This window comes from Streptomyces sp. CAI-85, assembly GCF_013363615.1.
GTDB lineage: Bacteria > Actinomycetota > Actinomycetes > Streptomycetales > Streptomycetaceae > Streptomyces > Streptomyces antibioticus_B.
Window position 1 is genome coordinate 475,483 of sequence record NZ_JAANNX010000001.1, and the last position, 23,329, is coordinate 498,811.

The following is a 23,329-nucleotide window of genomic DNA, read 5'->3' on the forward strand; positions in this document are numbered from 1 at the left end:
GCGGCACCCGGGCCGCGCCGCCCCACGGCACCACCTTCGGAAGGACCGCCATGATCTCCACCCTCCAGTCCCGCATGCTGCGCGGGGCGGACGGTGACCCCGCTCCGCGTCTGGCCTACGGCGCCGACTACAACCCCGAGCAGTGGCCCCGGGACGTGTGGGAGGAGGACGTCCGGCTGATGCGGGAGGCCGGCGTCACCATAGTCTCCGTGGGGATCTTCTCCTGGGCCCGGATCCAGCCGGGCCCGGACACCTGGGACTTCGGCTGGCTCGACGAGGTCATGGACCTGCTGCACGCGGGCGGGATCGGCGTCGACCTGGCCACCGCCACCGCCTCCCCGCCGCCGTGGCTGACCACCGCCCACCCCGAGATCCTCCCCGTCACCGCGAACGGCGAGACGCTCTGGCCGGGCGCCCGCCAGCACTGGCGGCCCACCTCCCCCGTCTTCCGCGAGCACGCCCTGCGCCTGGTCCGGAAGATCGCCGACCGCTACCGGGACCATCCGGCGCTCGTCGCCTGGCACGTCAACAACGAGCTGGGCTGCCACAACGTCTACGACCACTCCGACGACGCGGCCCGCGCCTTCCGCCTCTGGCTGCGCGCCCGCTACGGCACGCTCGACGCCCTCAACCACGCCTGGGGCACCGCGTTCTGGTCGCAGCGCTACAGCGACTGGGAGCAGATCCTGCCGCCCCGGCTGGCCGCCTCGCACCCCAACCCGACCCAGCAGCTCGACTTCAAGCGGTTCTCCTCGGACGCCCTCAAGGACCATCTGACCGCCGAGCGCGACATCCTGAAGGAGATCACGCCCGGGATCCCGGTCACCACGAACTTCATGGTGATGGGCAACACCAAGGGCATGAACTACCCGGACTGGGCGGGCGAGATCGACTTCGTCTCCAACGACCACTACGTCCACCCCGGCCCGCAGGACCGCGACGAGCTGTCCTTCTCCGCGAACCTCACCAGCGGGATCGCGTCGGGCAAGCCGTGGTTCCTGATGGAGCACTCCACCAGTGCCGTCAACTGGCAGTCCGTGAACGTCGCGAAGCGCCCCGGCGACCTGGCCCGCGACGCGCTGCTGCACGTGGCGCACGGCGCCGACGCCGTCTGCTACTTCCAGTGGCGGCAGTCGGCGGCGGGCGCCGAGAAGTACCACTCGGCGATGGTTCCGCACGCCGGCCCCGACAGCGAGGTCTTCCGCGCGGTCACCGACCTCGGCGCCACCCTCAAGTCCCTTGCCCCGGTGGCCGGTTCGGAACGGGAGAGCGCCGCCGTCGGCATCGTCTACGACTGGGACTCGTGGTGGGCCAGCGAGCAGGACTCGCACCCGACCGCGCTGCTGGAGTACCGGCAGGAGGCGCTCGACTGGTACTCGGCACTGCTCGCCCTCGGCGTCCGCGCCGACCTCGTCACCACCCGCGCCGACCTCTCCCGCCACCGGGTGCTGATCGCGCCCGTCCTGCACGTCGTGCCCGCCGGTCTCGCCAAGGACTTGACGTGCTACGTCGAGCAGGGCGGCCACCTGGTCACCACGTACTTCTCCGGGATCGTCGACGAGAACGACCATGTCTGGCTGGGCGGTTACCCGGGCGCCCTGCGGGAGCTGCTCGGCATCCGTGTCGAGGAGTTCGGGCCGCTGCTCGCCGAGGAGAGCGTGGAACTGGACGACGCCTCCACCGGCACCCTGTGGACCGACCGGATCACCCTCGCCGACCCCGACACCGAGGTTCTGGCGCACTACCGCACCGGCGTCCACGCGGGCCGTCCTGCGGTCACCCGCCGTTCCACGGGGGCCGGTTCGGCGTCGTACGTCTCCACGCGGCTCGGCGTCGACGGGCTGCGGGCGCTGCTGCCCCGGCTCCTGGAACCGGCCGGGGTGCGCAGCGAACTCCCCGAGGGCGTACGGGGATCGGTGGAGCTGACCGTGCGCGCCGGCGAGCGGGGACGGTTCCTGTTCCTGGTCAACCGCACCGACGGCACCGTGCCGGTGGCCGGTCTGGCGGGCGAGGTCCTGGCCGGCGGCACCGCGGGCGCGGACGGCGCGCTGGTTCTCGGCCCGCGCGAGGTCGCCGTGCTCCACCAGCCGGCGGAGCCCACGCCGTAGCCCTCGCCGGCCCTCAGTGGTCCCGGTGCTCCGCCCGTGTCGCGATCGTCGTGACGCGGGCGGAGTCGCGTGCGGCCGGGATCCGTTCGAGGACGCCGCCCGCGAAGACGTCGTACAGCGGCAGCGTCTCCAGATGGACATAGCCGATGTGGCAGTCGCAGACGGCGAGCGGGCAGGCGCGCGGGCGCAGCGCGGCCCGGTAGGAGCCGTCGTAGAGGTTGCCGAGTTCGGCGCGGACGAAGTGGCAGCGGCGGACGGTGCCCTCGCCGTCGACCGAGATCACGGACTCGCCGGTGCGGCAGGGCAGTCCGGCGCTGCGGTGCGGATGGCGGCTGTAGGGGAAGAGCGGGTCCAGGGCCGTCCAGGTGCCGGCCTCCGCGTCGGTGTAGGTGTGCCCCTCGGCGGCGTTGATCCACAGGTAGACGTGGCCGGGCAGCTCGGCGCGCAACCGGCGGGCCGCGTCGAGGTGTTCGGGCAGACCGACGACACCGACGCTGAAGCGGACACCCCGGTCGGCGAGGTCGCGGCACTTGCCGAGGAAGCGGTCGTACGGCGTCTGCCCCGGATGGTAGGTGCACCACAGGGCGAGGGTGTCGGGGTCGGCGCCGTCCAGCCAGTCGGTGCGGCAGCTCAGACTGGTCTGGACGGCCAGTCGGCGGATGTGCGGGAGGTGGGACAGCTCGGTGAGCGCGCGCCGGTACCAGGAGCGGACCAGGGCCTCGCCCCACGGCGTGAACAGGACCGAGAGACGGTCCCCGGTCTGCGCGGCCGCCCACCCGGCGAAGCGTTCGAGGGCGGCCCGGTCGGCGCGGAGCTGGGCGGTGGAGTCGCGGCGCTTGGCGAACGGGCAGTAGGGACAGTCGTAGTCGCAGGAGGCGAGCGGCCCGCGGTAGAGGAGGGTCAGGTCCATGGCGGGCCGGTCACTTCCGTTCGTAGGCGGCCATCAAGGCGCGCACGGCCGGGGAGAACAGCTCGGGGCCGATGGCGTCGGAGTGGGCGAGGCCCTCCGGGGTGAGGCGCAGGACCATCCCGTCACTGCCCGTGAGCCAGTCGTGGTCGGTCAGCCGGGCCAGTTCGGGGCCGAAGTCCTCGGCGGGGGTGGCGCCGAACCGGGCGCGGTAGTCCTCGACGGGGAGGCCGTCGGCCTGGAGCAGGGACTGCAACAGATGGCGGCGGCGCGCCTCGTGGGCGTCCATGGCGAAGCCGACCTCGGCGCGGGAGAAGTCGGCCGTGGTGACGTAGGTGTCGATGATGCCGCGGACCTCGTGCATGCCGACGGCGTAGTCGAAGGAGTAGTGCAGCCCGGCCGTGTAGGAGCGGGCGCCGCAGCCCAGGCCGATCATGCCGTCGGTCTGGCAGGCGTAGTCGTCGGCGCCCTGGGCGGGGGCGTCGGCGCGGCGGAACATACGCATCGACTGCTGGGTGTAGCCGTGCGCGAGGAGATGGTCGCGCCCCGCCCGGTACAGGCGCAGCCGCTGCTCGTCCCACGCCGGGTCGGGGCCGGGGCCGGTGTCGGGGTCCTGGCCGCGGCGGCCGAGGCCGGTGAGGGGGCGGACGTAGAGCGGGTAGAGGTACAGCTCCTCGGGCCGCCAGGCAAGCGCCGCGTCCAGCGACTGCCGCCAGGTGCGCTCGGTCTGGCCGTCGATGCCGTAGATGAGGTCGATGTTGAGGACCGGGATCCGCGCGTCGCGGACCCGGCCGAGGGCGGCCTCGACGTCGGCGCGCCGCTGCGGGCGTACGGCGGCCCGTGCCTCGCTGTCGACGAAGCTCTGGACGCCCAGGCTGAGCCGGGTGGCGCCCCGGTCGGCCAGGACGGTCAGCCGGTCGGCGGTCGCGGTGGCGGGCGACGCCTCCACGGACAGCGGGATCGCGCGCAGGTCGGCGCCCATACGGTGTTCGGCGATGTCACAGAGCCGCTCCAGTTCGGCGGCGGTGAGGAAGGTGGGGGTGCCGCCGCCGAACGCGGCCGTGGCGAACCGGACGTGGTCCGACTCCCCCAGCGCCTCCCGTACCTGGACGGCCTGGCGTTCCAGGGCGTCCAGGTAGGCGCCGGTCAGTCCGTCGGGGGCGCCTACGCGGGTGAAGAGGTTGCAGAAGCCGCAGCGCACCTCGCAGAACGGTATGTGCGCGTAGAGGGAGAGGGCGTCCTTGGGCTCGTCCGCCCACAGGCCGGCGAGCGCGGGGCGGTCCGGCAGCGGACGGTAGGCGGTCTTGTGCGGGTAGGCGTAGACGTAGTGCTGGTAGGGGCTGGTGCGTTGGGCGGTGGTCATCGGGCGGCCTCGGCGGGGTCCAGGAAGAAGTGGGCGTACGGCACGGTCCACACGCACTCGTGGCCGAGGCGATGGCCCGTGTAGCCGTCGTCGCCGTAGGCGGTGCCGTGGTCGGAGCAGACGATCGCGAAGCAGCGGCGCCTGCTGCTCATGGCGTCGAAGAGGCGGCCGATGTGCCGGTCGACGTACTCCAGGGCGGCGGCGTGCGTCTCCCGGCTGTCGCCGGCCTCGCGGGTCGCGCCGGGCAGGTGGAACCAGTTCGGCTGGTGCAGCGCGGAGACGTTGACGAAGAGGAACAGCCGCTGCTCGGCCGGGAGTTCGCCGATGACCTGCTCCGCGCGGGCGATCTGGTTCTCGAAGGAGTGGGGCGAGGTGACGCCGAACTCCGGTTCCCAGTGCGCCTCGTGGAACAGGCCGGGCAGCACCGAGCCCAGCGGGCCCTGCCGGTTGAAGAAGCCGACGCCGCCTATGCACACCGTGTGGTAGCCCTCCTTCGCGAGGCCGGAGACGAGGTCCGGGGTGTCGTACACGAAGGTGCCGTCGGCGGTGGACTCGCTGCCGGCGAAGCTCGCCGCGAAGAGCCGCGGGTGGGGGCCGGGGGCGGCCGGGGTCGGCAGGAAGCCCGCGAAGATCGCCTGGTGGGAGGCGTAGGTGAAGCTGCCCGGGGCGTGGCGCTTCTCCCAGCGGCCGTGCGGGAGCCGGCGGGCGAGGTGCGGGATGCGGCCCGCCTCGGCCAGTTCGACGGCCACGTCGTGGCGGAGGGTGTCGAGGGTGACGAGGAGGATGTCGTGACGGCCGACGACCTCGTTCATGTCGACCGGGTCGAGGGGCACGGGCATCTCGGGCTCAGGCATGGGGTGTTCCTGTTCTGTACTGGTCGTGCGCGCCGCGCTCGCGGCCGAGGTGCGCGCCGCGCAGCACCGCCGCCACCTGGGTGGCGTAGGTGTCCAGGCCCTCGGCCCCGCTGCCGGGCAGTCCGGTGAGCCGGGGCAGCAGATCGCCGAAGGCGTTGACCTCGCCGACGGCGGCGCCGCGCCAGCCGACGGCCGGGAGCAGGTCGACGCCGACGCAGAGGGTGCGCGGGAAGCAGGCGGCCGCCCGTTCGCAGATGCCGAGCAGGTCGCTCCAGCGGGCGCCGGCCGTCTCGACGGCGTGCCGGGCGGCGTCGAGGTCGCCCCGGCGGCCGCCGAGGTGGAGGTTGGTCAGGGGCGAGCGGCTGGTGCGCAGCACGGCGTGGGTCGCCCGGCCCGCCACGACGACGACCCTGAGGTCGGCGGCGCGGCCCTCCTGGGACGCCTTGGGCAGCCAGCGTTCGAGGTGCAGGCCGTCCGGGGCCAGCGCGTCGACGATGGCGGCGAGGTCGCTCTCGCGCTCGTAGCGGCGCACCTTGAGGGAGTTGTGCAGCCGGCCCTCGGGGGTGAGTTCCACGGAGGTGGTGGCCCGGATCCGGCCGCCGCCCGTCTCGACGGCGAGGACGCCCGACGCGGACGAGCCGTGCGCGGGCTTCACGAAGAGCCGGGGCAGCCGGTGCTCGCGCATCAGCGCCCGTACGTCGTCCCAGCCGCGCACCGGCGCGCCGGCCGGGCCCGAGGTGGGCGACTTGGGGACCGGGACCCCGGCCGTGTCCAGGACGGCGTGACAGAGCCGCTTGTCGAACAGCACGGCCAGGTCGTCGGGGTCGTCGAGGCGGACACCGCCGCGCAGTCCGCGCAGCGCGGCGGTGAAACCGGCGTACCAGCGGCCGGAGCCCTCGACCCGGGTGGGGTCGTCGGTGCCGCGCCAGGCGTGGTCCACGCGCGCGTTCTCCCCCGGGGAGTCGACGCGGAGGATCTCGTCGGGCGCGAACTCGGCGCCTCCCTCGCGCAGGACGTCCGTCCAGGCGACGACCCGCGGGGCGGGCAGCCCGGCCGCGCGGACGGCGTCGGCGAAGAGGGTGACGCGGCGGTTCTCGGGGTTGCCGACGACCGCGAACCTCGGCGGCCGGTGCGGGCCGTCGAAGGGCGGGGCAGCGGCGGGCGGTGCTGCGGGCATGTGCGGGGTGTTCACTCGCCCACGGCGACCCAGCGCCAGACCGTACCGTCGTCGTCCACGTCCTCGTCGACGCCGTCGCGGTCGACGTCGAGTTCGACGCCCGCCGGCTCCAGGGTGGCGCGCAGCCGGTCCAGCAGGGGCTCGCTGAGGTAGTGGTGGTGCAGGTCGAGCTTCTTGAGGTGGGTGAGGGGCTGGCCGCCGAGCAGCGCGGCGGCACCCTCGTCGGTCAGGACGCCCATGGACAGGTCCAGCACCTCGAGCCGGGCGACCACGGGCGCGGAGGCGACGGCGGCGGCGACGGCGTCCTGCATCTCGCTGTTGCGCAGCGCCAGATGACGCAGCTTCGGCAGCCGGCCGCCGGACAGCAGGGGCTCCAGGTCGGCGGCCTCGCTGTCGCCGCCGTACTCGGGGGTGCCGAGCCACAGGTCGAGGTGCTCCAGCGCGGGCAGGTCGCTGCCGCCGACCCCGCGCACGACGTCGGCGGGCAGGCCGCCGCTCTCCAGGACGAGGCGGCGCAGCGCGTCGTGCCGCACGGCGGACAGGCCCAGTCCCGTGCCGCCGCGCACACCCAGCTCCTCCAGCTCGGGGAAGCCTTCGAGGAGCGGGGTCACATCGGTCTGGTTGATCCAGGAGATCTCGCACTCCTCGGACTCCATGTCGCCGAGGAACAGCGCGCGCAGCGCCGGGAAACGGTCCTTGGCGGCCAGCAGGGCCTCGATCACGTCGGAGGGGTCGGTGTCGTACGCCTCGCCCCAGGCGCCCACGATCAGGGCCTTCACCCGGGTGGTGTCAACGGTGTCGCAGAAGCGGGCGAAGGCCGTCGTCCACTCCTCCTCGCCGTCGTAGACGTCGCTCGCGATCCGCCAGGCGCGGGAGTCGGCGGCGGGCAGGTCGTCCGTCTTCCCCTCGGGCCCCGGGAAGGTGTGGGCGGGCAGCCGGTACAGCGAGGTGAGGTGGATGGGGTAGGACATACGGCTGCTCCTGTGCGGAAGGGGTCTGCGATCCCCGATGTGCGATCCGTGACGTGCGATCCCTGACGCCCGCAGTTCTACCAACAGCCACTGACAACGCCGGTCGGCGGGGCGGTCTTCGGGGCGTTGTCAGTGCCGGGTCGTACGGTCGTCGTCATGGGGCCGGCGCGTTCGGTGCGTCCGGCGGTGAGGGGAGAGCCATGTACCGGCAGGGAGATGTGCTGATCGTGCCCGTGGCCGAGGAGGCGGTGCCGGCGCATGTGGCGCGGGCGCCGAAGGAGCGGCGGGACGGGCGGGGCCGGCTGGTGCTGGCGCTCGGCGAGGTCACGGGGCACGCCCACGCGGTGGTCGGTCCGGGTGATCTGGTGCGGGAGCCGGGGCCGTTCGGTCCGCTGCTGCTGCATGTGCCGCAGGGCGGGCGGGTGGTGCACGAGGAGCATGCCGCGATCACCCTGCCGAAGGGCTGGTACCGGGTGATCAGACAGCGGGAGTACGTCCCCGGGTCCGTACGGATCGTGGCGGACTGAGCGGCGGAATCGGGCAGCGGTCGGGATCAGGTGGAGAGCGAGGGGCAGGGCACGTGAACGGCACGGTGGATACGGGGAGTACGGCGGTGGCGGAGTCGTCCGACGAGCTGCGCGGGTGGCGGGAGTGGGCGTCGTCGACGGCTCCCGCGGACCGCGCGGCCGCCGAGGAGGGGATCCGCCGGGCGTACCGGCGGGCGGGGCTCGCGGAGCCGGAGCGGGTGGTGTGGGCCGGTTCGCCGCGTGCGGCGGTCGCCCTGGTGCGGGAGCTGACGGACGCGGGGCCCTGTGTGCGCGAGGCGGTCCGCAGCGCTCCCTGGGCGCGTGAGCGCGGCCGGCTGCACGCCGAACTGGGCGCGGCGGGCTGGTCGGCGCACTGGGCGGCGACGGGCGGCCGGCTGTGGGAGTCGGCGCAGTCGCTGGTGGACCGGATCCGCGCCGGGGTCGTCGCGGAGCTGGCGGGCCGGGAGACGGGTCCTGAGGCCGCGGCGGTCCGGCTGGTCCTGCTGGACGCGGTGCTCGGGCAGCACGACGCGCCGTGGCTCGCCGCGTTCGGCACACATGACGCCATGCCGGACGGGCCGTTGGACGGGCTGGCCGCGGTGTGCCGCAGCGCCGGCTGGTGGTGGCCGTTCGCCCGGGTGGCGGTGGTGTGCGAGCGGCCCGTTGCCCTGCACCGTGACGAGGCTGGGCGGCTGGACCACGGGGACGGTCCGGCGCTCGCCTATCCCGACGGGTTCGCGCTGTACGCGTGGCGTGGGATGCCGGTCCCGGCGGAGTTCCTCGCGGAGCTGCCGGCGCTCACGCCGGAGCGCATCCGCTCCGAGGAGAACGCGGAACTGCGCCGGGTCATGCTGGAGTACTACGGCTACGACCGCTATCTGGCGGACTCGGGCGCCCGCCCCGTCCACCGGGACGGGACGGGCACGCTGTGGCGGATCGACCTCGCGAACGACGAGGCGGTGGTGATGGTGGAGGTCCTCAACTCCACCCCGGAGCCGGACGGCACGCACCGCACGTACTGGCTGCGCGTGCCGCCGTCGACCCGTACGGCGAAAGAGGGAGTGGCATGGACGTTCGGTCTGGACGCGGACGCGTACGCGCCGGTGCGCGAGACCTGAGCCCGGCGGGCGCCCGCCCGGTCCGGTGGCTCAGCCGGCGGCGCGCGCCAGGACGTCGGTGATCTGGGCGCGGACGGTGTCCCGGGCCTGGGCGGGCAGTCCGCCCAGGTCGGTGCGCTCCAGCGCGGTCCAGGCCCGGTCCGCGTCGGGGTCGTACGGCGTGCTCTCGCTGAGCACCTCGTAGCCGTCGCGGACGGCCACCCTGAGCCGGCCGGGGCCGGTCCCCCCGGACTGCACGGCAGCAGCCACGACCAGCGGGGGCGGGCCGCCCGGGTCGCCCTCCAGTTTGGTGTAGCCGCTGGTCAGCGGGGTGTTCCAGCGCAGCCCCAGCAGGAGCTGCCGCTTGGCGACGACCTCCGACAGGTCCGCCTCGAAGACGCCGTCGGACTCCAGGACCGTCGCCCGCGCGTCCAGGACGAGCGCGGCGGGGAGCAGGTCGCGCAGGGTGCTGCCGACGATGTTGCCGCCGACCGTGGCCGTACGGCGCACCGCGCCCGTTCCCACCTGGGAGGCGGCCCGGTGCAGGGCCTCGGGCACGGTGGCGTCCACGCGGTGCAGGAGGACGGCCCCGCCGACCTCCTCGGGCCCGACGGCGGTGGCCTCGGGCAGATTGCGCAGGGAGACGGCCTGCTCGGGGAAGCCGTCCCGCTGCCAGGCGGCCCACACCAGCGTGGCCCCGCCGATCGGTACCGCCCCCTCCGCGAGACACCGCTGTGCTTCGGATATGGAGGTGGGAAGACGCAACTGCACGACAACCGACCTGCCTTCCCGGGTAGTTCGGGGCGGGGGGCCTGAAACACCCCGCCCGCATGATCACTGGCAGAACGGATTCTGCCCAGGCACGCGGGGGCGCATACAGGGCTCACGGCGGCACCTCGCACGACCTCAAAATGCGTTGCGGCGAAACCCCCTCCCCCCGGAGGCTGGGGCTCATGTCCTACGTCCTTCGCCCCGCCGGTCTCGCCGACGCGCCCGCCGTCACCGCTCTGCTCAACGAGATCGATGTGATCGAGATCGGCCGGCCCGAGACCGATCTGCACACCGTCGAGGCAGATCTGAAGCATCCCGAGACCGATCTCGACCGCGATTCCTGGCTGGCCTTCGACGGCGACCGGCTGGTGGCCTACGGGCTGCTGTGGGACGAGTCGGGCGGCGAGCGCATCGACATCGACCACTACGTGCTGCCCGACCGTCAGGACACGGGACTGGCCGTGCTGAAGGCGATGGAGGACCGGGCCCTGGAGAAGGCGCGGGAGAACGGCGCCGAGCGGGCCGTGGTCCATCTGCACCTCAACGTCCGCCCCACGCTGGACACTTCACTGCTCGGCGAGCGCGGCTGGTCGGCCGTGCGCCGCTATCACGTACTGCGCCGGGCGGTCGACGCCGACGCGGACCGGGCGCCGGAGCCGCTCCCCGGGGTGCGGCTGCGGCCCTGTGCCGACGAGGCGGACCGCAGGCGGGTGCACGCGCTGTACCAGGCGTCCTTCGCCGACCACTTCGACTTCCAGCCGCGCGCGTACGAGGCGTGGCTGCACGACCTGGACGCCGGGAAGCTGGACTGGTCGCTGGTGTGGATCGCCGAGACGGACGACCTCGGGGACGCCGGGTTCCTGATGGCCCGGGACGACCGCGAGGCGATGGGCTGGATCCGGGGCATCGGGGTGCTGCGCGAGGCCCGGGGCCGGGGGCTGGCCGGGCTCATGCTGCGGCACGCGTTCGCGGTGTTCGCCGCCCGCGGCCGGGACGTGGTCGGGCTGGGCGTGGACACCTCCAACGCGACCGGCGCGCCCCGGCTCTACGCCCGGCACGGGATGACGGTCCACTACGCCGTGGACACCTGGGAGGCCGTCCTGCGCTGACCGGGAACGCGAAGGGGACCCGCCGCCCGTGCCGGGCGGCGGGTCCCCTTCGCGATGTGTCAGCCGACGACCACGAGCAGGTCGCCGCCCTCCACCTGCTGGATCCGGTTGATGGCCAGACGGCTCACCCGGCCCCCGGCCGGGGCGGTGATGGTGGCCTCCATCTTCATCGCCTCGATGGTGGCCACGGTGGCGCCGGCCGCCACCTCGTCGCCCTCCGCGACGGCCAGGGTGACCACGCCCGCGAACGGGGCGGCGACATGGCCGGGGTTGGCGCGGTCGGCCTTCTCGGTCACCGGGACGTCCGAGGCCGCCGCCTTGTCACGGACCTGGATGGGCCGCAACTGGCCGTTCAGGGACGACATCACGGTCCGCATGCCGCGCTCGTCGGCCTCGCCGATCGCCTGGAGCTCGATCAGCAGCCGGACACCGGGCTCCAGATCGACGGCGTACTCCTTGCCCGGGCGCAGCCCGTAGAAGAAGTCCTTGCTGTCCAGCACGCTGGTGTCGCCGAACGCCTGGCGGTGCGTGTCGAAGTCGCGCGTCGGGCCGGGGAAGAGCAGCCGGTTGAGGGTGGTGCGGCGGGACTTCTCCAGGCCCTCGCGGTCCTCGGTGGTGAGGTCGTTGACGGGCTTGGCCTCGGCGCGGCCCTCCAGGGCCTTGCTGCGGAAGGGCTCCGGCCAGCCGCCGGGCGGGGTGCCCAGTTCGCCGCGGAGGAAGCCGATGACCGAGTCCGGGATGTCGTAGCGGGCGGGCGCGGCCTCGAAGTCCTCGGGGGAGACACCGGCGCCGACCAGGTGCAGGGCGAGGTCGCCGACCACCTTGGAGGACGGGGTGACCTTCACCAGGTGGCCGAGGATGCGGTCGGCGGCGGCGTACATGGCCTCGATGTCCTCGAAGCGGTCGCCGAGGCCGAGCGCGACGGCCTGGGTGCGCAGGTTGGAGAGCTGGCCGCCGGGGATCTCGTGGTGGTAGACGCGGCCGGTCGGGGCGGCGAGGCCCGCCTCGAAGGGCGCGTAGACGCGGCGGACGCCCTCCCAGTAGGGCTCCAGGTCGCCGACGGCCTGGAGGTCGAGGCCGGTGGGGCGCTCGGAGTGGTCGGTGGCGGCGACCAGCGCCGACAGCGAGGGCTGCGAGGTGGTGCCCGCCATGGAGGCCACCGCGCCGTCGACCGCGTCCGCGCCGGCCTGGATCGCGGCGAGGTAGGTGGCGAGCTGGCCGCCCGCGGTGTCGTGGGTGTGGAGGTGGACCGGCAGGTCGAACTCGCGGCGCAGCGCGGAGACCAGCTTCGCCGCGGCGGGGGCGCGCAGCAGGCCCGCCATGTCCTTGACGGCGAGGACATGGGCTCCGGCGTCGACGATCTGCTCGGCGAGCCGCAGGTAGTAGTCGAGCGTGTAGAGGCGCTCGTTCGGGTCGGACAGGTCGGAGGTGTAGCAGAGGGCGACCTCGGCGACCGCCGTGCCGGTCTCGCGTACGGCGTCGATGGCGGGGCGCATCTGGCCGACGTCGTTGAGGGCGTCGAAGATGCGGAAGATGTCGATGCCGGTGGCCGCGGCCTCCTGCACGAACGCGTCGGTGACCTCGGTCGGGTACGGGGTGTAGCCCACGGTGTTGCGGCCGCGCAGCAGCATCTGGAGGCAGATGTTGGGCACGGCCTCGCGCAGGGCGGCGAGCCGCTCCCAGGGGTCCTCGGCGAGGAAGCGCAGCGCGACGTCGTAGGTGGCGCCGCCCCAGCACTCCAGGGAGAGCAGTTCGGGCAGGGTGCGGGCGACCAGCGGGGCGGAGGCGAGGAGGTCCTTGGTGCGCACCCGGGTGGCGAGCAGCGACTGGTGGGCGTCGCGGAAGGTGGTGTCGGTGACGCCGAGGGTCGGCGACTCGCGCAGGGCGCGGGCGAAGCCCTCGGGGCCGAGCCGCACCAGCCGCTGCCGGGACCCGGCGGGCGGCTCGCCGGCGGGCAGCGCGGGCAGCTTGGCGGTGGGGTCGATCAGGTCGGGCCGTTCGCCGTGCGGCTTGTTGACGGTGACGTCGGCGAGGTAGGTGAGCAGCTTGGTGCCGCGGTCGGCGGAGTGCCGGGCGGTGAGCAGGTGCGGGCGCTGCTCGATGAACGAGGTGGTGACCCGCCCGGCCTGGAAGTCGGGGTCGTCCAGGACGGCCTGGAGGAACGGGATGTTGGTGGCCACGCCGCGGATGCGGAACTCGGCGACGGCACGCCGGGCGCGGCCGACCGCGGCCTGGAAGTCCCGGCCCCGGCAGGTCAGTTTGACCAGCATGGAGTCGAAGTGGGCGCTGATCTCCGTACCGGCGTGGGTGGTTCCGCCGTCGAGACGGATGCCGGAGCCGCCCGGGGAGCGGTAGGCGCTGATCCGGCCGGTGTCGGGGCGGAAGCCGTTGGCGGGGTCCTCGGTGGTGATCCGGCACTGGAGGGCGGCGCCGCGCAGGGTGACGGTGTCCTGGGAGAGGCCGAGGTCGGCGAGGGTCTCGCCGGAGGCGATCCGGAGCTGGGCCTGCACCAGGTCGACGTCGGTGACCTCCTCGGTGACCGTGTGCTCGACCTGGATGCGGGGGTTCATCTCGATGAAGACGTGGTTGCCGTCGGGGTCGAGGAGGAACTCGACGGTGCCCGCGTTGCGGTAGCCGATCTCGCGGGCGAAGCGGACGGCGTCGGCGCAGATGCGGTCGCGCAGCGCGGGGTCGAGGTTGGGCGCGGGCGCCAGCTCGATGACCTTCTGGTGGCGGCGCTGGAGGGAACAGTCGCGCTCGAAGAGATGGATGACGTTGCCCTCGCCGTCGGCGAGGATCTGCACCTCGATGTGGCGGGGGTCGACGACGGCCTTCTCCAGGAAGACGGTCGGGTCGCCGAAGGCGGACGCGGCCTCGCGGCTGGCCGCCTCGATGGACTCGCGCAGGACGGCCGGGTCCTCGACCCGGCGCATCCCGCGGCCGCCACCGCCGGCGACGGCCTTCACGAAGACCGGGAAGCCGATCTCCTCGGCGGCGCGCACCAGTTCGTCCACGTCGGTGGAGGGTGCGGACGAGCCGAGCACGGGCACCCCGGCGGCGCGGGCGGCGGCCACGGCGCTCGCCTTGTTGCCCGTCAGTTCGAGGGTACGGGCGTCCGGTCCGACGAAGGTGATGCCCGCCTCCTCGCAGGCGCGGGCGAGTTCGGGGTTCTCGGAGAGGAACCCGTAGCCGGGGTAGACGGCGTCGGCGCCGGCCCGGCGGGCGGCGCCGACGATCTCCTCGACGGAGAGGTAGGCGCGCACCGGATGGCCCGGTTCGCCGATCTCGTACGCCTCGTCGGCTTTCTGCCGGTGCAGCGAGTTGCGGTCCTCGTGCGGGAAGACGGCGACCGTGCGCGCGCCCAGCTCATAGCCGGCGCGGAACGCACGGATCGCGATCTCGCCACGGTTGGCGACCAGCACCTTGCGGAACATCCTGGACCCCTTCGGCCTGCGGGTGACGGGGTCCATCGTGGCGGTGAGTGACCGGGTTGGCCATGTGAGTCGGGCCACTCACCGCATGTCTCGCTCGTTTGGACCGTGATCTGAAAGGCTGCCGGGTCGGGGTCCGTGATCCGCCGACGACCGGTCAGGTCACGGAGGCGCTGAGGGTCAGGTCGCGGTGGCCGCCGCCGCGGCGCGGCCCGCCTGGCGTCCGGAGAACAGACAGCCGCCGAGGAACGTGCCCTCCAGGGACCGGTAGCCGTGGACCCCGCCGCCGCCGAAGCCGGCGACCTCCCCGGCCGCGTACAGGCCGGGCACGGGGTTCCCGGATCTGTCCAGGACCCGGCCGGAGAGGTCGGTCTGGAGGCCGCCGAGGGTTTTACGGGTGAGCACGTTGAGCCGTACGGCGATCAGGGGCCCGGCGCTCGAGTCCAGGATGCGGTGGGCGGAGGCGGTGCGGCTGAGCGAGTCACCGGTGTAGGCGAGGGCGTTGCGGATGCCCATGACCTGGACGTCCTTGGTGTAGGGGTTCTCGATCTCGCGGTCGCGGGCCTCGATCTGCCGTTTGAGGTCGGCCAGGTCGACGAGGTTCGTGCCGGTGAGCTTGTTCATGCCGGCGACGAGGTCGGTGAGGGTGGTCGCGACGACGAAGTCCTCCCCCTTGTTCTTGAACTTCTCGATCGGCTCCGGGGTCTGCCAGATCCGGGACAGGAGCTGCCAGACGTTCTTGTTGGTGAGGTCCGGGTTCTGTTCGGAGCCGGAGAGCGCGAACTCCTTGGCGATGATCTTCTGGGTGGTGACGAACCAGGAGTAGTCGTAGCCGGATTCGGTGATCGTCTTGAGGGTGTGGAGGGTGTCGTAGCCGGGGATGTCGGGGGTGTCGAACCGCTTGCCCTTCGCGTCGAACCACATCGAGGAGGGGCCGGGGAGGATGCGAATGCCGTGGCCGGGCCAGATCGGGTCGTAGTTCCTGAGGCCCTCGGTGTAGTGCCACATGCGGTCCGGGTTGACGATCCGGCCGCCCGCCCGCTCGGTGATGGCGAGCATCCTGCCGTCGACGTGCGCGGGCACTCCGGTGACCATGTACTTGGGCGGGGTGCCCATGCGGGCGGGCCAGTTCTGGCGGACGAGGTCGTGGTTGGCGCCGATGCCTCCGGAGGTGACCACGACGACGGGGGCGCGCAGTTCGAAGTCGCCGACGACCGTGCGGGAGCTGGGCTTGCCGCGGGCCGCGCTGCTGGGCTCCAGGATCGCGCCGCGTACACCGGTGACGACGCCGCCGGTGGTGACGATCTCGTCCACCCGGTGCCGGAACTTGAAGGTGACCTTGCCCGCGGCGACCGCGGCGCGCACCTTCTTCTCGAACGGCTCCACGACGGCGGGGCCGGTGCCCCAGGTGACGTGGAAGCGGGGCACCGAGTTGCCGTGCCCGGTGGCGAGGCCGCCGCCGCGCTCCGCCCAGCCGACGATCGGGAACCACTGCACGCCGAGCCCGGAGAGCCAGGACCGCTTCTCGCCGGACGCGAACTCCACGTACGCCTTGGCCCAGCGGCTCGCCCAGTAGTCCTGGCCGGACGGGTCGTCGACGCCCCGGTCGAAGCCGGCCGTGCCCTGCCAGTCCTGCCAGGCCAGGTCGTAGGTGTCCTTGATGCCCATCAGGCGCTGTTCGTCGGAGTTGACGAAGAACAGCCCGCCGAAGGACCAGAACGCCTGGCCGCCGAGGCTCGCCTCGGGTTCCTGGTCGAGGAGCAGTACCTTGCGGCCGGCGGCGGCGAGTTCGGCGGTGGCGACCAGGCCGGCGAGGCCGTGGCCGACGACGATCGCGTCGGCCTGCTGCGACTCGGCGCCGAAGGCGGGGAAGGCGTGGGCGGCGAGGGTCGCGCCCGCGAGGACTCCGCCGGTCACGGTCAGGGCGCGGCGGCGCGTGACACCGGAGGCGGCGTCGGGGTGGTCCATGGCGGCCCTCCTGGGCGAGGCGTGGGGCATGGGGGTGGCGTGCGCGAGGGGTGGGACATGCGTGGGGCATGGGTGGGGCACGGGGCGTGCGCGAGGGGTGTTCCTGTGACACCCCCGCTGTTACCGTCGGTAGCCCAACAGGTAACCAGGCCGACACGGCTCTGCGATAGTGCGCGGCAGCCAACGCGGCGCCCGCCTGCTTGTGGCCCGGCGACAGCGGCCGGGCGGGAGGGGGACCATGACGGTCGTTCACGGCCCGGAGCAGGTCACCGCGGTCCTGCGGGACATGGCCGGCGACCCGGACGTGTGCGGGGAACTGGTCCGGGTGGCCCGCAGCCGCTCCCCGGAACTGTCCCGGCTCACCGAGGAGGCGACGCGCTCGCACGTGACGGCGATGATCCGGGCGGCGGGCCCCTGGTTCGCCGCGCTGGAGCGGTCGGGTTCGGTCGAGGAGCAGGACTTCACCGCCGCGCTGCTGCTGGGCGCCGACCGGGCCGTGCAGGGGGTGCCGATGACCGCCGTCCTGCAAGGAGTGCAGGCGGCGCTCGCCCGCGCGGCCGAACTGGCGGTGGACCGCTGCCGGTCGGCGGGGGTGGCGGACGGCGTCCTGCTCTCCGTGGTGCTGCGGCTCCAGGAGTACGGCAACGCCGTCGAACGCCATGTGATCAACGGCTACCGCGCGGCCGAGCACGACTCCCCGCGCGCCCTGGACGCCGTACGGACCCGGCTGCTGCGTCAGGCACTGTTGGGGGAAGTGCCGCCGCGGGCCGAGGAGTTGGCGCGGGCCGGGGTGCGGGCGGACGCCGCCGGGCACCACCGCTGCCTCGCCGCGCTGCCGGCCGAGCGGCCGGCGCTGCGGTCGCCGCACGTGGTGACGGCGCTGATCGACGGCCGTCTCGCCGGACTGTGCCCGCGGCCGCCCTCGGGCGACGAGATCGACGCCGGGGCCCTGGTCGTGATCGCGCCCGCCGCTCCGCTGCCCGAACTGCCCGCGCTGTACCGGCTGTGCGCGCGTGCGGCCGCGCTGGGCGCGGAGCGGGGGCTGCGCGGGCTGTACGACGTCACGGACCTGGCCGGCCGGATCGCCCTGTCCGAACAGCCGTTACTGGCCTCGCTGGTGAGCCGCCGGCTGCTCGGCGCCCTGGATCCGGACAACGACTTCCACCGCCAACTCGCCCGCACCGCACTGACGTTCCTCGACAACGGGCGCCGGCTCGACCAGACGGCGGCGGCGCTGTTCACCCACCCCAACACCGTGCGCTACCGGCTGGGGCGGCTCCGGCAGATCACCTCGGCGTCCCTCACCGACGGCGACACCGGCCCGCTGGACACCCTGCACTGGTGGTGGGCGCTCACCTCCTGGCTGCACGCGGACGGCACCCCGCCCCCCGGCTGAGCAGGGCCGCGACGGTTAAGGTCATGGGTCCCCCGCCCTAGGCGGGGACTCGTACGCCGTCGTGGAGAACCGGGGGAACCGACCGTATGCCCACACCCGATCAGATCTGGAACGAGGCCGACCTGCCCACCCGCAGGCTCGCCGGGCTCGCCCTCAATCCGTCCGCTGCGGACGAGATCCTGCTGCGGCTGCTGGCCGACGCCCCGCTCGCGGTGCGGATGGTGCTCTGCCGGGACCGGGATCTGCCCGGGGCGGTGGCCGACGCGGCGATCGCGCACCCGGACCGCTACACCCGCAGCTTCCTCGCCCGCAATCCGCACATCGACCCGGCCGTGCGGGCGCGGCTGGTGGACGACCCGGACTGGTTCGTCCGCGCGCATCTCGCCGAAGGCCCGAGGACCGTCGACCCCGTCGGCCTGCGGCCGCTGCCGGACGAGACCGTCGTCCGCATGATCACCACCTACTCCGGGGACGACCTGGGCTTCAGCCTCCACGGGCAGATGTCCGCCGCACTGCGCCGGGCGCTGCCCACCCACCCGGTCGCCCGGCTGCGGGTGTGGGGCACCGGATCGTTCGGGTCGCTGCCCGCCGCGACGCGGGCCGCCCTGCTCGCCGACCCCGACGACGAGGTGCGGGAGTCGGCGCTGCGGCATCTGCGGCACGAGGACCCGGCGTGGGTGGAGAGCACCCTGCCCGCCCATCCGTCGCACGCGCGCACCGGGGCGCTGCTGCACGACGCCCTCAGCCGGGCCGTCGTGGACCGGGTCCTCACCGGTCCGGCCGGTCCTGACGAGCGGGCGATGATCGCGGGCAATCCGAGCCTGCCGGCCGACGTGGTGGTCCTGCTGGCCGGGGACGCCGACCCCGAGGTGCGGGAGCGGATCGCGCACCGCGCGGACCTCGGGCCCGCCGAACGACGGGCCCTGGCCGAGGACGCCGACCCGAGGGTGCGGCTCGCCGTGTCCGTCCATGCGGCGTGGAGCGAGGAGGAACGCGCCCGGATCGACTACACCGTCCCGCAGGACGAGCTGTTCCTCTACTGCCCGCCGCCCCTCACACCCCGGGATCCCGACGCGGTCCGTCGGGACGCGCTCTCCGCGCATCCGCTGCTGCGGCGCCGGGCGGCGCGGGACCACACCCTGCCCCCGGACCTGCTGGAGCGCCTGGCCGCCGACGACGACCTCGGCGTCCGCGTGCTGCTGGCGCAGAACCATCCCGCCGCCCCGCCTTCCCTGCTGCTGCGCGCCTTCCTCGAATACACCGGCCCCGGGCGGGAGGACCTGCTGCTGCGGCCGCGGTTCCCGGCCGACGGGTTGTCCGTGCACGCCGACGACGCGGACCCCGCCGTCCGCGCGCTGACCGCCCGGGATCCGGGGTGCGCGCCGGAGACCGCGGCGCGCCTCACCCGGGACCCGGACCCGTCCGTCCGCGCCGCCCTGACCCGCCACCCGAACCTGCCGCAGGACCGGCTCACCGAACTCCTGGACGACGAGGAACTGGCCCACCACGCCGCCGCCAACCCGGCGTTGACGGCGGACACCGTCCGACGGCTGATGTCGGATCTGCCGGTCAGCCCACGCTGAGCAGCTCCGCGAGACCCCGCGCCGGCCCCGGGGCCGGATAAGGAGTCCCGCCCCGCCGACGGCGGGGTCACGCCGTCCGCCAGTGCCGTCGCAGGGTGGGTCGCTGTGCCCGTCAGCCCACGCCCAGCAGTTCCGTAAGGTCCCGCGCGGTCGCCGGGTGCCGGGTGAGGAGGGCCGCACCGGTGACGGCGGGGCCCGCCGTCTGCCAGGTGCCGTCGCAGCCCAGCAGGTCCGCCAGCGCGTCGCAGGTCGCCGGGTGGGCGGCCGGCAGCGCGGCACCGGCCGCCCGGCCTGTCGGCTCCGGGCGCGCGCTCGGCTGTTGCGGGAGCCGCCACGGCGGCACCCAGGCGTCCAGTTCGGCGAGCCGGGCGGGGAAGACACGGCCGGCCTCGCGGATGAGGAGGGGGGCCAGTTCGGTGCCGCTCGCCCGCAGGGTGGTGATCAGGGTCGGCAGCCAGGGCAGCAGGACCGGGTCGGGCAGCCGGGCGAACGCGTTCGACACCGCCTCGACGACGAAGTCCGCGAGACCCGGCACCGGCTCCAGCGCGTGCACGAAACCGCTGAGATAGCGCGGGTAGGCGGGCACCACCAGCGGGTTGCCGAGCAGCTCGTCGCAGCGCTCGCGCAGCTCGGCCCGGGACAGGGTGCCCAGGTGCGTGCGCGCGGCCCACAGCAGCGCGATGCGGTCGGGCTCCTCCGGATGCGACTGGGCCAGGGCCAGTTCGAGCTGGGTGCGGTCGCAGCCGAGCGAGAGGGCGAGCCCCTCCATGCCGAACAGGAAGCCCAGCATGGCCGCGACCTGCCGCACGGTCGCGTCCTCGTCGGTGAACGCCGTCGGCAGCAGCGTGCAGTAGTGGGCGTAGCCGGTCTTGACGAACGACTCGATCCACGGCGGCAGCACCGGCTCGGCGGTGCGGTAGTGCGCGAGCAGCCGCCGGATGCGGCGCAGCACCTCGGGCGCGCCGTCCACGCTGCGTTCGCGCGCCAGCACGTCGAGGGCGTGGGTGCCCAGTTCGTCGGCGAGGCGGCGGCTGCGCAGATGCAGGATGGCGTCCTCGACGGCTTCGAGGACGACGGCCGCGGTGGCCTGCGGCGCGTACGCGGCGCGCCGCAGCCGCTGCTCCAGCACCTGTTCGATGCTGACGCCCTCGTAGCCGAGTTCGATCAGGGCGCGCTGGTGGGTGCCCAGGGCGAGGTCCCAGGACTCCTGGATGGGGCGTTCGCCGAGCCGCCGTTCACCCATGATGGGCCGGGCGGCGCCGTCGGGCATCAGCCGGCGCAGCATCCACAGGACGTCGGAGCAGCGCTCCAGTTCGGGCCGGGAGGCGATGTCGAGCAGGGCGCGCTGGACACCGCGCTGCTGGAGGCGCAGGCCGAGCGGCTCAAGGCGGTCGTGGACGTCGCGGGCCAGCGGCGGCAGCGCGTCGTAGCCGACCTGGCCGACGCGGTCGCCGCCCATCATGATCTCGACCAGCCGCCGCACGTCCCGCCGCCCCGGCACCCGGTCCTTCTCGATACAGGTGACGGCCGCGTCCTGGAAGTCGTACGGCGTCGGCTTGGCGCGCTCGCGCATCCCGGCCAGCAGGATCGACGTCTCGAAGACGGCGATGGCGTCGGCGGTGGAGGCGAGGTAGCCGTTGCGCCGGGCGGCGCGCACGATGTCCACGGACCAGCCGAGCAGTTCCGCCTCGTCCAGCCCGTCGAGGACGGGCGGGCGCTGGAGGAAGCCGGTGAGCCGGTCGGCGGCCGGTGCCTCGGCGGCGGGCAGCGCCCGGACGGGCTGCACCGCCTTGGCGGGCTTCTTCGTGCCGGCCTGTCCGGCGAGCCGGTACGGCTTGACGCGGGTCCGCTTGAGGTTCTTCTGCCATTCGGTCGCGGCGATGGACACCGAACCGGCGGCCAGGCCGAACTGGGCCTCGATCGCGGCGTGGCTGGACGGGATCAGCCCGTGCCGCCACTTGGTGCCGCTGGGCGGGCTGATGGTGAAGGTGTCGCTGCCGTGCACCCCGAACTCCTCGACGCGGCTGGCCGCGTGGAAGGCGCCGCACACGTACAGGCAGTCGGCGGGGTCGGTGCCGGTGGCGGCGAGGTGTTCGCGCATCCGGGTCCACATGTACCGCTCGCGGTCCTCGTCCACCTGCACGCGGTGCGTGTCGCCCGGGGCGAGCCGGCGGAACAGGCTGCCGATGAGCAGCATGACCTGACGGTAGGTGTCGTGGTCGCTGTCGCCGAGGGGGAGTTCGACGAACTGGTGCCACCACTCCGACCAGTGCCGGACCCGGCCGTGCCGCAGCAGGTGCTCCTCCAGTTCGGCGAAGCGGGGGCGCAGGTCGCCGATCTCCACGCCGACGGCGTCGCCGTGCAGGGCGCTCTCCTCGTCGGCGGGGGCCGTGTCGGGGCCGGTCTCGCCGTCCTCCGCCGGGACCGCCGGAAGGTTCTCCCGCCGCTTCTCCCACTGGAAGACATGGTCGGAGGACCGGTCGACCAGGACGAGTTCGACGCCCGGGGTGTCGAGGGCGTAGGCGATGGCCTGGTACTCGGCGGACGCCTCGGTGACCGGGGCGACCACGGACAGCGGCGTCCAGTCGGCCGGGAAGCCCTCGACCTCGCTGGCGAACGCCTGGACCGCCACCGGCAGCCGGCAGTTGCGCAGTTCGGTCAGGAGCGGGGCCATGTCCTCGCACAGCTCCAGGTACACCACCTTGGGCTGCTTCTCGCGCAGCCGGCGGGCCATCGCGATCGCGGAGGCCGGCGAGTGGTGGCAGACCGGGAAGATCTCCAGCGGTTCGCGGACGGCGCGCTCCACGTCGTCCACGATGCCCCGCAGGATGCCTTCCAGGGCGCCGGGTCCGTCGGCGAACGCCGTGGCCGCCTCGTGCAGTTGGCCGCGCAGGGCCTCGAAGGTGCCGCCGCTCATGACAGGGTCGCGATCGCGTCGCGGCCGCCCTCGAGGAACTCCGGCCAGGCGCCGCCCTCTTCCTTGCCGCGCGGCTCGACCACGCCGTGCAGGTACTTGTTGAGGATGGCGAGGTCCTCCGGCTCGCGGCGGGCCAGGGAGCCGACCAGGGAGGAGGCGAGGGTCCGGGCGGTGAGGGCGCGTTCGCCGAAGAAGTTGCTGTGCAGGATGGCGTCCTCCAGGACACCGATCTGCTCGGCGGTGGACAGGGCTGACTCCAGCTTCTCGTCGTCGCTGCCGGCCGCGGCGGCGGAGGCGCGCAGGTCGGCGAAGCTCTGGAGCAGCACGTCGAGCAGGGTCGGCGGCACGTCCAGTTCGATCTGGTGGCGGCGCAGCAGTTCCTCGGTGCGGAAGCGGACGATCTCCGCCTCGCTCTTCTTGTTCGTGATGACGGGGATGCGCACGAAGTTGAAGCGGCGCTTGAGCGCGGAGGACAGGTCGTTGACCCCGCGGTCCCGGCTGTTGGCGGTGGCGATCACGGAGAAGCCGGGCTTGGCGAAGACGATGTTCTCGCCGCCCGCGCCGTCGAGTTCGGGCACGGAGATGTACTTCTCGGAGAGGATCGAGATCAGCGCGTCCTGGACGTCACTGGTCGAGCGGGTCAGCTCCTCGAAACGGCCGATGGTGCCGGTCTCCATCGCGGTCATGATCGGCGAGGGGATCATCGACTCCCGCGACTGGCCCTTGGCGATCACCATGGACACGTTCCACGAGTACTTGATGTGGTCCTCGGTGGTGCCGGCCGTGCCCTGGACGACCTGGGTGGAGTTGCGGCAGATCGCGGCGGCGAGCAGTTCGGCGAGCCAGCTCTTGCCGGTGCCGGGGTCGCCGATCAGCAGCAGACCGCGGTCGGAGGCGAGGGTGACGATGGACCGCTCGACGAAGCTGCGGTCGCCGAACCACTTCTGGGCCACCTCCCGGTCGAGACCGTCGGCGCGCTCGGCCCCGAGGATGAAGAGGCGGACCATCTTCGGCGACAGCCGCCAGGAGAACGGCTTGGGGTTGTCGTCGATCGACTCCAGCCAGTCCAGTTCCTCGGCGTACTTGATCTCGGCGGGGGCGCGCAGCAGGTCGGACATGTCGGAACCTTTCTCGGAAGTTCAGAAGTTCA

General features: G+C 73.5%; 16 protein-coding genes. 6 read left to right on the top strand and 10 right to left on the bottom strand.

Going from position 1 to position 23,329, the window contains the following annotated elements; translation table 11 throughout:
• Positions 1-50 precede the first annotated feature (50 nt).
• Positions 51-2,108, top strand: coding sequence for a beta-galactosidase (locus G6W55_RS01955; RefSeq protein ID WP_175519005.1), 2,058 nt, complete (start codon positions 51-53; stop codon positions 2,106-2,108).
• Positions 2,109-2,121: 13 nt separating this feature from the next.
• On the opposite strand, the gene G6W55_RS01960 is transcribed toward G6W55_RS01955, so the two are convergent.
• Genes G6W55_RS01960 through G6W55_RS01980 form a run of 5 tightly spaced genes read right to left on the bottom strand, consistent with a single transcriptional unit; the run spans position 2,122 to position 7,380 of the window.
• Entirely contained in the window at positions 2,122-3,018 is an 897-nt protein-coding gene (locus G6W55_RS01960) for an STM4011 family radical SAM protein (RefSeq protein WP_175519006.1), read from the bottom strand.
• 10 nt (positions 3,019-3,028) lie between these two features.
• Positions 3,029-4,378, bottom strand: coding sequence for an STM4012 family radical SAM protein (locus G6W55_RS01965; protein WP_175519007.1), 1,350 nt, complete (start codon positions 4,376-4,378; stop codon positions 3,029-3,031).
• Positions 4,375-5,190, bottom strand: coding sequence for an STM4013/SEN3800 family hydrolase (locus G6W55_RS01970; RefSeq protein ID WP_175519173.1), 816 nt, complete (start codon positions 5,188-5,190; stop codon positions 4,375-4,377). The genes G6W55_RS01965 and G6W55_RS01970 overlap by 4 nt, the downstream gene beginning before the upstream one ends.
• A gap of 34 nt (positions 5,191-5,224) precedes the next feature.
• Positions 5,225-6,409 (bottom strand): STM4014 family protein, encoded by a 1,185-nt coding sequence (locus tag G6W55_RS01975; protein WP_175519008.1) that lies wholly within the window; start codon positions 6,407-6,409, stop codon positions 5,225-5,227.
• Positions 6,410-6,420: 11 nt separating this feature from the next.
• Positions 6,421-7,380 (bottom strand): STM4015 family protein, encoded by a 960-nt coding sequence (locus G6W55_RS01980; protein WP_175519009.1) that lies wholly within the window; start codon positions 7,378-7,380, stop codon positions 6,421-6,423.
• A gap of 200 nt (positions 7,381-7,580) precedes the next feature.
• On the opposite strand from G6W55_RS01980, the gene G6W55_RS01985 reads away from it, so the two are divergent.
• Together G6W55_RS01985 and G6W55_RS01990 are read left to right on the top strand one after the other, a co-directional pair.
• A complete protein-coding gene (locus tag G6W55_RS01985; RefSeq protein WP_030783179.1) occupies positions 7,581-7,907 on the top strand; it encodes a hypothetical protein in 327 nt (108 codons plus the stop codon).
• Between the two features lie 86 nt (positions 7,908-7,993).
• Positions 7,994-9,025 (top strand): DUF6745 domain-containing protein, encoded by a 1,032-nt coding sequence (locus tag G6W55_RS01990; protein ID WP_309243599.1) that lies wholly within the window; start codon positions 7,994-7,996, stop codon positions 9,023-9,025.
• Positions 9,026-9,055: 30 nt separating this feature from the next.
• Here G6W55_RS01990 and G6W55_RS01995 read toward each other — a convergent pair whose 3' ends face one another.
• On the bottom strand, positions 9,056-9,775 hold the full coding sequence (locus tag G6W55_RS01995) for an FAD binding domain-containing protein (protein WP_175519010.1): 720 nt from the start codon (positions 9,773-9,775) through the stop codon (positions 9,056-9,058).
• Positions 9,776-9,957: 182 nt separating this feature from the next.
• Here G6W55_RS01995 and G6W55_RS02000 point away from each other — a divergent pair, with 182 nt between their 5' ends.
• Positions 9,958-10,884 (top strand): GNAT family N-acetyltransferase, encoded by a 927-nt coding sequence (locus tag G6W55_RS02000; protein ID WP_175519011.1) that lies wholly within the window; start codon positions 9,958-9,960, stop codon positions 10,882-10,884.
• A 59-nt stretch (positions 10,885-10,943) separates the two neighbouring features.
• Here G6W55_RS02000 and G6W55_RS02005 read toward each other — a convergent pair whose 3' ends face one another.
• Both G6W55_RS02005 and G6W55_RS02010 read right to left on the bottom strand, forming a co-directional pair.
• Complete coding sequence (locus G6W55_RS02005) at positions 10,944-14,318, bottom strand: pyruvate carboxylase (protein WP_175519012.1); 3,375 nt, start codon at positions 14,316-14,318, stop codon at positions 10,944-10,946.
• A 177-nt stretch (positions 14,319-14,495) separates the two neighbouring features.
• The gene (locus G6W55_RS02010; protein ID WP_175519013.1) at positions 14,496-16,283 is read right to left on the bottom strand and encodes an FAD-binding dehydrogenase; all 1,788 of its coding nucleotides are present in this window, start codon (positions 16,281-16,283) and stop codon (positions 14,496-14,498) included.
• Positions 16,284-16,521: 238 nt separating this feature from the next.
• On the opposite strand from G6W55_RS02010, the gene G6W55_RS02015 reads away from it, so the two are divergent.
• Together G6W55_RS02015 and G6W55_RS02020 are read left to right on the top strand one after the other, a co-directional pair.
• The gene (locus G6W55_RS02015) at positions 16,522-17,679 is read left to right on the top strand and encodes a CdaR family transcriptional regulator (protein WP_175519014.1); all 1,158 of its coding nucleotides are present in this window, start codon (positions 16,522-16,524) and stop codon (positions 17,677-17,679) included.
• Between the two features lie 86 nt (positions 17,680-17,765).
• Entirely contained in the window at positions 17,766-19,262 is a 1,497-nt protein-coding gene (locus tag G6W55_RS02020) for a hypothetical protein (protein WP_175519015.1), read from the top strand.
• 112 nt (positions 19,263-19,374) lie between these two features.
• Here G6W55_RS02020 and G6W55_RS02025 read toward each other — a convergent pair whose 3' ends face one another.
• A complete protein-coding gene (locus G6W55_RS02025; RefSeq protein WP_175519016.1) occupies positions 19,375-22,179 on the bottom strand; it encodes a DUF5682 family protein in 2,805 nt (934 codons plus the stop codon).
• Complete coding sequence (locus G6W55_RS02030; protein ID WP_030783201.1) at positions 22,176-23,297, bottom strand: AAA family ATPase; 1,122 nt, start codon at positions 23,295-23,297, stop codon at positions 22,176-22,178. Before G6W55_RS02030 ends, G6W55_RS02025 begins: the two co-directional genes overlap by 4 nt.
• Positions 23,298-23,329: the final 32 nt, after the last annotated feature.